General features: G+C 32.2%; 8 protein-coding genes. 2 read left to right on the top strand and 6 right to left on the bottom strand.

All coding sequences use genetic code 11. The features are described 5' to 3' along the window. Positions 1-83: 83 nt before the first annotated feature. Together ACW2QF_RS15120 and ACW2QF_RS15115 are read right to left on the bottom strand one after the other, a co-directional pair. Positions 84-1,109 carry a lysylphosphatidylglycerol synthase transmembrane domain-containing protein gene (locus ACW2QF_RS15120; protein ID WP_455716841.1) on the bottom strand — a complete coding sequence of 342 codons (1,026 nt, stop codon included), beginning with the start codon at positions 1,107-1,109 and terminating at the stop codon, positions 84-86. 10 nt (positions 1,110-1,119) lie between these two features. Next, positions 1,120-1,812, bottom strand: coding sequence for a phosphatase PAP2 family protein (locus ACW2QF_RS15115; RefSeq protein ID WP_455716840.1), 693 nt, complete (start codon positions 1,810-1,812; stop codon positions 1,120-1,122). A 292-nt stretch (positions 1,813-2,104) separates the two neighbouring features. Here ACW2QF_RS15115 and ACW2QF_RS15110 point away from each other — a divergent pair, with 292 nt between their 5' ends. Further along, the gene (locus ACW2QF_RS15110) at positions 2,105-3,352 is read left to right on the top strand and encodes a nucleotidyltransferase (RefSeq protein WP_455716839.1); all 1,248 of its coding nucleotides are present in this window, start codon (positions 2,105-2,107) and stop codon (positions 3,350-3,352) included. Between the two features lie 180 nt (positions 3,353-3,532). Here the strand turns inward: ACW2QF_RS15110 and pepF are convergent, their stop codons facing one another. Then, positions 3,533-5,338, bottom strand: coding sequence for an oligoendopeptidase F (gene pepF / locus ACW2QF_RS15105; RefSeq protein ID WP_455716838.1), 1,806 nt, complete (start codon positions 5,336-5,338; stop codon positions 3,533-3,535). Between the two features lie 229 nt (positions 5,339-5,567). Between pepF and ACW2QF_RS15100 the strand changes: the two genes are divergently transcribed. Then, positions 5,568-6,572, top strand: a complete 1,005-nt coding sequence (locus ACW2QF_RS15100; RefSeq protein ID WP_455716837.1) for a hypothetical protein — start codon at positions 5,568-5,570, stop codon at positions 6,570-6,572. Here the strand turns inward: ACW2QF_RS15100 and ACW2QF_RS15095 are convergent. Genes ACW2QF_RS15095 through rsmD form a run of 3 tightly spaced genes read right to left on the bottom strand, consistent with a single transcriptional unit; the run spans position 6,555 to position 8,361 of the window. Beyond that, complete coding sequence (locus ACW2QF_RS15095; RefSeq protein ID WP_455716836.1) at positions 6,555-7,202, bottom strand: ATPase; 648 nt, start codon at positions 7,200-7,202, stop codon at positions 6,555-6,557. The two genes, ACW2QF_RS15100 and ACW2QF_RS15095, sit on opposite strands and share 18 nt — an antisense overlap. 35 nt (positions 7,203-7,237) lie before the next feature. Beyond that, the gene (coaD, locus tag ACW2QF_RS15090; RefSeq protein ID WP_455716835.1) at positions 7,238-7,738 is read right to left on the bottom strand and encodes a pantetheine-phosphate adenylyltransferase; all 501 of its coding nucleotides are present in this window, start codon (positions 7,736-7,738) and stop codon (positions 7,238-7,240) included. A 56-nt stretch (positions 7,739-7,794) separates the two neighbouring features. Next, complete coding sequence (rsmD, locus tag ACW2QF_RS15085; RefSeq protein WP_455716834.1) at positions 7,795-8,361, bottom strand: 16S rRNA (guanine(966)-N(2))-methyltransferase RsmD; 567 nt, start codon at positions 8,359-8,361, stop codon at positions 7,795-7,797. Positions 8,362-8,598: the final 237 nt, after the last annotated feature.

Genomic DNA, 8,598 nt, shown 5'->3' with positions numbered 1-8,598 from the left:
ATGTTAAAACAACTGAAAAATTATAAAATCCTATCATTCTCTTCTCTCTCATAATGAAATCCTTCCCTTTTTAAAACTTGCCATTACAGTTCTCTATAACTGTAGCGAATCTGCACGACTATTGTTATTATTGCGCTTATAATTAACAAGCCATAATAACTAATTCCCCTACTTAATAACATCCCAGGCATGATGTTTGTTCCAAAAATCTTTTTGAATATGATTAAGAACAAATTCTCACTCGCTCCTATACCTCCAGGCAATGGTAACATATCTACGGCTATAGAAATAACAGACTGCAATGCAACGATTTCTACAACTCCATACTTAGATAAGCCAAAAGCACGGTATACAAAATATGTAACTAGAAATAAGGCAAGTCTCTGAACTAATGTAATTAAAAATACAACTGCCCTTATTTTCATTTGTCGTTTTAAAAATATTGCGCCTTCATTGTATCTTGAAAATGCAACTTCTACTTTATCTAATGTAACATCTCTATCTTTTACGATGTTAAGCGAAGCTAAAAATGAAACTATTTTGTTTACTAACTTGCGTACTGTCTCGGTATGATACAAAAGAATACTCAGCCATAAGACAACCACTATATTAATTATAATTCCAAAATAAAGAAATCCCATATACTTTCCTAAATAATGCATTACAAACTTTTTCTTTAACGTTAGCATCAGTATACCGAGAAAAATCAGGACTGCTTTATACGCTATTGTCACTTCAAGAAGCATCAAACTAGCAACACCCAAATTTGCTTTATCTTTCTTCATATAGTATATCTGAGCCGGCTGTGCCCCCGTTGAACAAGGTGTAATACAACCGAAGAAGAAACCTATAAATGAGTACTTTATACAACTTCTAAATACCATTGGACTTTTTAGCTTTATCATTAAGTAGTGAATAATAACCGATTCACTGCAAACAAAAAAAATAACTGCTGCGATGCCCAATAATAAGTACATTACATTTGTTCTTCTAATACTATCAACTATAATCGGTATTTCTTGATCTTTTAATAGTAGATAAAAGGTGACACTAACGATAAACAAAAAGAATATAGCGTTACATATATTTTTTCTGTTGTTTTTTATCATAGTTTCTCCTCTATATACGATCCATACGAAGTCTATGGTTTACTTTCTCAAAAAATCGTTGGAATGGTTTATATAATCCTCTATATTTACTAAACCAATAACAGATTTCTGCTAGAGCAATCCCACCTATAGCATCTATAAAGTAATGTTGCTTTGTAACCTGTGTCGATATGATTACCAAAATAGCGAACACTAAGGAAAAAACTTGATAAGCCTTTGGTATCTCTTTCTTACCTCTAACCCCAATATAGCAAAACCAACTCACACTGCAATGAATGGATGGAAAAAGATTTTCTGGAGTATCTGATAAATAAATCAACCTCAGAACCACATCTCCAATAGAATTACCTTTTACTTCTGGTCTTATATTAGTTGTAGGTAATGCAATAAATATAATGGCGCATATAACATATGACAAATACACAGCAAACAATGTTTGGTAAAAATGCTCTTTATTAACACGTGTAAGTAGAATAAAATTAACGACCCAAAATAAATAACACCCAAAATAAATTAAGGAAAACCACGATATTACAGGAACACTTCTATCAAATTCCGTAGTAAAATCATAGTGGTACCGTCCTTGAATAAAAAGTTTTGAGCCTTCATAAACCGTTGTTTCCAAAACAAAAGATCCAATTAATGGTATGATAGCATAAAAAGGACAGAACCGCCCTATTGTATTCTTCAAAAAATTTTTCATTATGTACCCCTATTGATAACCTATTGATTTTTATATTATTTTCAATATCACCGTGATATTGGTCCCCAAAATAGTTGTAATATTTACAATATTCAACTTAATAAAATATATATATTTTTTATGTAACTTTTATAAGTATAACATTTTTTGTTGTATAAGTAAAGTTTAACATGAATTTTTCCAATAATAGTAACAATAACTTAAATATACACTTAATAGATATACCCATTGACGAATTAACAAATGATGGATAGAATTAGAATACAAAAAAACTATAAGGAGAAATAAAACCATGCAAGTTGTAGGATTAATAACAGAATACAATCCTTTTCATAATGGACATGCCTACCACATTCAAAAGGCTAAAGAGATCACCAATGCCGACTACGTTATTGTTATTATGAGTGGTAACTATGTGCAAAGAGGTACTCCTGCTATTATCGATAAATATTCTCGTACTTTAATGGCCTTAAACAATGGTGCAGACATTGTAATCGAATTACCTGTTATATATGCCACAGCAAGTGCAGAAACTTTTGCAGCGGGAGCCATTCGAATATTACATGACCTTGGTATCGTTAATTCCATTTGTTTTGGCAGTGAATGTGGCGACTTAACATTATTGTCTTCTATAGCAAAAGCATTATGTATTGAATCGGAGGAATTTAGAGATACTCTTCTGAAATATCTACGTCAAGGATTATCTTATCCCATGGCTAGAAAACATGCTCTCCTTAATACTATTGAATTATCAAATTACACGAATCAGCAAATCGAGCAAGTAATCGAATCCTCTAATAACATACTGGGAGTTGAATACTTAAAAGCACTTTATCGACTATCTAGTAACATTGTTCCTTATACGATTTTACGCGAGGGAAGTGGTTATAATGATTTAACCTTAGATACCACATTTTCATCAGCTAGTGCGTTAAGAAAATGCTTACAAAATAAGACTAACTATGATGCTTTAGAAACTCACATGCCACCTTCTTCCTGTACTATATTAAAAGATGCAATAGGTAAAACTGCTCCTATCTTTGAAGATGATTTTTCAGATGCTTTATTTTATCAACTATATACCAATCCTTGTGAACGATTATCCGAATATCTAGATATGAATGAAGATTTAGCAAATCGCTTGTTAGAGATTACATTGAAGAATCATAAATTCTCTGACCTTGCAGATTCCCTTAAAACCAAACAGTATACTCTTACTCGTATGAATCGTGCTTTAATACACATACTACTTCAGATTACCACATCAACAAGTAAAGATGTTGACCCTACTACCACTTCCATGTATGCTAGATTACTTGGTTTTAGAAAAGAAGCCAGCTCCTTATTAAAGCAGGTTCGCTTACACGGAAAAATCCCTGTTATTACCAAAGTAGCTGATGCCAAGAAACAATTAGATCAAAAACAATATGAACTTTTTCAAAAAGATTTGTTCGCTACTCATCTATATAATCAAATTGTTGCCAGTAAATATAATAATGTAATTCCAAATGAATATAAACAGGGACCAATTCGTATATAAAAATGCATTGATATGCAACATCAAAAAAACAACTTTTCGTAGCTGTGTGCCATATGTGAACATATAAAATATGTTCACAAAATGGCATACAGCGTAGAAAAGTTGTTCTTTTTGCTGGTGTGTGAAAGCATTTAGTTTTAATAACATAGCGTGACTACTGATATTGCATCAACCACGTCTTTATTTCATAAGCTCATCTAATTCATCTACTAATTCTTCGAATAAAGTAAGTGCTTCATTAATTGGATCTTTAGAAGCCATATCTACCCCAGCTCCTCTTAATAAGGTAATTGGATCTGCAGAACTTCCTCCACGTAAGAAACCTATATAATCATCTACTGCTTTTTGTCCTTCTTTTAATATCTTACGAGATAATGCAATTGCTGCCGAGAAACCAGTTGCGTATTGATATACATAAAATGGAGTATAAAAATGTGGTATCTTCGCCCATTCCATATCAATTTCTGGATCAATAACCATATCTTCACCAAAGTATTTTACATTAAGGTCATGATAAATCTTACTTAAAACTTCTGATGTTAAAGCTTCTCCTTCTTCTGCTTTTTGATGTGCTAACATCTCAAATTCAGCAAACATAGTCTGTCTGAATACAGTTCCTTTAAAACTTTCAATAAAGTGGTTAACAAGATATGCTCTTTGTTTCTTATCATCTATCTTGTTTAATAGGTGTTGAATTAATAAAGCTTCATTACAAGTAGATGCTACTTCTGCAACGAAAATCTTATAACCTGCATATTGGTATGGTTGTGTTTCATTGGAATGGTACGTATGAAGTGCATGGCCCATCTCATGTGCAAGTGTAAATACATTATCAAGGTTTTCATGATAGTTAAGTAGTACATATGGGTGAGTACCATATGCTCCCCAAGAGTACGCTCCACTTCTCTTTCCTTCATTTTCATATATATCAATCCAACGATTATCAAATCCCTCTTTGAGAAGATTAATATATCTATCTCCCAAAGGTGCAAGCCCTTCAAGAACGATTTCCTTAGCTTGATCAAATGAGTACTTCATATCAACATCACTAACTAAAGGTGCATACACATCATACATATGGAGTTCTTCCACACCTAATAATTTCTTTCTAAGCGCCACATATTTATAGAATTTAGGTAAATTCTCATGTATCGTATCAATTAGATTCTTATATACTTCTACTGGTACATCCGTATTATCTAGATACATCTCTAATGTACTATTATATTTCTTAGCCTTAGCTGTAAAGATAGATGCTTTAACATTAGAAGCAAATAAGGCTGCTTCGGTATTCTTCATGGAACGATACGTGCTATATACGCTATCAAAAGCTTCCTTACGAACTCTTCTATCTTTACTTTCCATGTACGTAATATATCTACCATGCGTAACAGGTACTTTTTCTCCATCTTCTCCAATAATTTCAGGGAATTTGATATCTGCATTATTGAGCATAGAATAGATATTACTTGGAGCTCCTAGTACTTCACCAACATCAGCTAAAAGCGCCTCTTCATTAGCTGACAATGTGTGTGCTCTCTTTCTTGTAACTTCTTCTAATATTCTTCTATATTCTTGCAACTCTTCATTAGAAGATAAAAATTGTTCAATTGTCTTTTCTGGAATAGAAAGTATCTCTGGAGTACAGAACGCAGAAGCACTCTTAAGTGTTACTTCTAGGCCATTTGCTTGATCGGCAAGGTTTTGATATATTGCATTTGCTGTGTTTTCATGATATTTTTCATTCGCATAGACATATACTCTTTCAAAATGATATTCCGTCTTAAATAACAAATTAAAATATTCAACTAAGGTGGATGCACTTTCACCTAATCTGCCTTTATAATTTTGCAGTCTATCACAATATTCTTTTACTAATACATATTCTTTTTTCCAGTCTTCATCAGTACTAAAAAGGTCTTCAATGGCCCATTTATCTTCCTGGTTAACTTCTTCACGTGTAATTATTTTATTTGTTGTGGACATTTTTTTACCTCCTTGTAACTTACGTTACACCTTTCTTCTATAACATAAAGTGATACTTTATATAGCTATGTACCAAATTCGATATCATTATACCATATTGTAGCAGATTTTCCTACTAGCCTTGTAGGAGATCATCAATATAATACTATCTTTAAATTAGTAATTCTTTGTACTAGTAATTAATCTTGATTAATAGAATATAATAGTTTATGCAAAGGCGGGAAGAAGGATGGGCAAGGAATTGAAGAAAAAAGGAAAATATAATAGTACTAAGAACAATAGGTTACTTGTAAGATGTGGACTTTTCCTTTTCTTAATCTTAGTCATTTCACAACCGATGCCTGCATTAAATGGTGCTAAAATTGGTCTACTTTTATGGTTTAATACAGTTTTGCCTACCTTACTGCCATTTATTATTCTATCTAACTTTATTATTCGATTTCAAGTTACCGATTATATATGCAAGATATTCAGTCCTGTTTTTAGACGAATCTTTCATATAAGCTCTATAGGCTGCTACCCAATTATCATTGGAATCCTTTCTGGCTATCCGATGGGTGCAAAGACTTGTGCTGATCTCATCAAAGAAGGCTTACTTGACAAAGAAGAAGGTCAATACATAATGATACTAGTTGGAAATGCTAGTTATATATTCTTAACTAGTTTTCTTTCTGTATCTAGCCTAGCTATACCAGATAGGAAATATCAACTCCTAGGTTTGATTTACTTATCTTCTATTATATCAGCTACCATATATCGTATCATGAGCCATAGACGAAGTAAAAAAAATGATACGACATCAAGCGAGATGGTTTTGATTACTGAATGCATGGAAGAAACACCTCTAAGTATGACTACAGTTGACCATTGTATCCTTGATGGTTTTACCACTATTACCAAGGTTGGTGGCTATATCATTATGTTTTCTGTTTTGACACAAATCTTAACCGGTATACTTACTTCATTTGGTCCTTCCAGGTTCTTACTTCTTGGTTCATTAGAGATTACTACAGGTATTTATCTTGTATCGTCATCAGCTATGGAGTTAGCAAAAAAAATAGTCCTGACTATCACAATTACCTCCTTTGGTGGATTCTCCAGCCTTGCACAGGTTGGAAGTGTAATTGAACATAGTGGACTATCTTTAAAAACTTATTTACATTATAAACTAATAAATAGTGTGGTTGCATTCCTATTATCAATAGTGTATGTTATATTATTCAGTATCAACTAAGAATGTATCTTCATCAAAGTCAAAATCATCTTTTGACTCAACCGTTTGAGCGATTTCTTCTTTTGCGAAATTGCTCTGCGATTGTTGGGAAGATGGATTAAGCTCATTCTTGTTATTGACAACAATATCAAGATTTCCTTTTAATGCTCCTAATAAATTATCATATTTGGCTTTTGTGCTTTCATAAGCATTTGCTAAGATTCTTTCAACATCACCTAACATATCATCTGTATATGCGATAGCACCTTGACGAATCTCATTTGCATCATTATTAGCTGCCGCTAAGATTCTCTCAGCCTCTTTCGTAGCTTGCTCAACAATATCATTTGCTTGATAATAAGCTTGTTGCATAATTTCATGCTCATTAATTAAAGCATTCGTTTGCTCCTGAGCTTGGGCAAGCATAGCATCTGCCTTATCCCTTGCATCCTGCAATATAGCATCTTTATTAGCGATAATCTTTTGATACCTTTTTATTTCATCTGGTGTCCTAAGTCGTAATTCATCTACTAAGTCATATAATTCATCCTTTGGAACAATCACCTTTGTAGATGATAATGGATACATTTTACAACTCTCAACAAATTCATAAATATCTTCAATCAATTGTTCAATTCTGCTAGCTCCCATAAACACTATCTCCTATCCCTGATTTATTTTTTTACTCATGGATTATAGTTTACTTCCATATTCTTATACTTTTCATATACGCGATTAACAACATTCGCTGGTACAAATGAAGAAATATCTCCACCATACATACCAATTTCTCGAACAACACTTGAACTTACATATGAATATTCTACACTAGTTGTTAAGAACAACGTGTCCACTTTTGGATTAACTTTATGGTTTGTTTGGGCAATTTGCAATTCATATTCAAAATCAGTTATTGCTCGTAATCCTCTAATAATAACATTTGCACCTTTTAAATCCGCAAAGTCTACCAACAAACCATCAAACGATTCAACAACTACATTTTCTAAATCCTTCGTTGCTTCTTCTAACATATTTACTCGTTCTTGTACTGAAAATAATGGTTTTTTAGCATTGTTATTCAGAACACCAATAATAAGCTTATCAACCAATTTTGATGAACGATAGATTACATCTAAGTGTCCTAAAGTAACTGGATCAAAACTTCCGGGATATACACCTATCCTCATAATATCCTCCATAATCTGTATCTTTCAACTACTAACTGGTACATAATCAAATAATTTTAATTGGCACCTTCACGCTTTTGTATAAATACATGTTTATTTGTCTTATATTCTTTTTCTCGATACACTTCTAGGTTCGAGTCTTCTAGATACGAAAAATCTGTTTCTAGTGAAGCTTCTACTACTATAATTGTATTATAATTCATTACAGTCGAATGATCTAAATATTCTAATATTGTTTTCTCAAATCCATTATTATAAGGTGGATCCATGAATATAATATCAAATACCTTACCATTCTTTTCTAAATGATTTACAGCAGTTAAAGCATCCATAGTAAGAACTGTACTCGAATCTGCTAGATTCGTTATTTTAAGATTTGATTTAATACAATTCACTGCTGCTTTATTATTTTCCACAAATACTGCCGACTTAGCTCCTCTACTTAACGCTTCAATGCCTATTGCTCCACTTCCACTAAATAAATCAAGAAAATCACAGTCAACTAAATCCTGTGCTAATATATTAAACAAGGTTTCTTTAATTCTATCTGTAGTAGGTCTTGTGTCTAAGCCAGCGATTGTTTCTAATTGTAATCGTTTTGCTTTTCCAGCAATTACCCTCATTCAACCATCCCTTTATATCTTAATATACAAGTACGTATTGTATACTTGTAACGAAGCCTATATCATCTAAATGACATAACTAATACGAATAGTCTATATCAAATTGCTCCATAATTCAATAGTTTCCATAATATTTTTATATATTTTTTGTGACCATATATAAGTTTTTCCTTCTTTATCTTGTACTAAACCAAGTAAAATTTTCAAATCTTTCACTTTATTTATTTATAACAGACA

It is taken from the genome of Anaerosporobacter sp. (assembly GCF_965301125.1).
This window is presented reverse-complemented; position numbering and strand designations above follow the sequence as displayed.